At 68.8% G+C, this 688-nt stretch carries 1 protein-coding gene; it reads left to right on the top strand.

Annotated elements, in window-relative coordinates:
* Window positions 1-688, top strand: a 688-nt coding sequence (locus tag CWO91_RS42375) for an Ig-like domain-containing protein (protein WP_130221194.1), incomplete at both ends; no start/stop codon positions are given.

Below are 688 nucleotides of genomic sequence, written 5' to 3'. Positions count from 1 at the left end.
GTGACCGAAGCCCTCGTCGCCGACACCGGCACTTCGGCCAGCGACCACGTCACCGCCAACCCGGCGCTGAGCGGCACCGGTCTCGCCAACACCGTGGTGCATCTGACGATCGATGGCGTTCTCAGCACGACCACGGCGACCACCGATGCGCAAGGCGCTTGGTCGTTTACGCCGAGCGGGCTGGCCGACGGATTACACACCATCGTGGCGAGCCAGACCGACAGCTTCGGCAACACCGGCAGTGCATCGCTGAGCTTCTCGCTCGACACGACGGCACCCGCCGTCGCGATCACCAGCGTGGGCGGACCGGTCAACCAGGCGAGCCAAACCATCACCGGCACGGTCGGCGTCGCCGATGCCGGCGCCACCGTCACCATCCTGGACGGCACCACCACAATCGGCACCGCCATCGTGCAAGGCAACGGCAGCTGGAGCAGCACGGTCACGCTCAACAACGGCCCGAACTCGCTGACGGCACGGGTGAGCGATGCCGCCGGCAACACCGCGACCAGCGGTGCGGTGGTCTACACGCTCAGCACCACCGGCCCGACGGTGACCGAGGCCCTGGTCGTCGACACCGGCACCTCAGTCACCGACCACGTCACCGCCAACCCGGCCGTGAGCGGCACCGGCCTCGCCAACACCGTGGTGCACTTCACCATCGACGGTAGCCCGATCGCGGCAACCG

The organism is Bradyrhizobium genosp. SA-3, assembly GCF_004212635.1.
In the GTDB taxonomy this organism is placed as follows: Bacteria; Pseudomonadota; Alphaproteobacteria; order Rhizobiales; family Xanthobacteraceae; genus Bradyrhizobium.
Note: the sequence above shows the minus strand (reverse complement) of the source record. Positions and strands in the feature narration are given on the sequence as shown.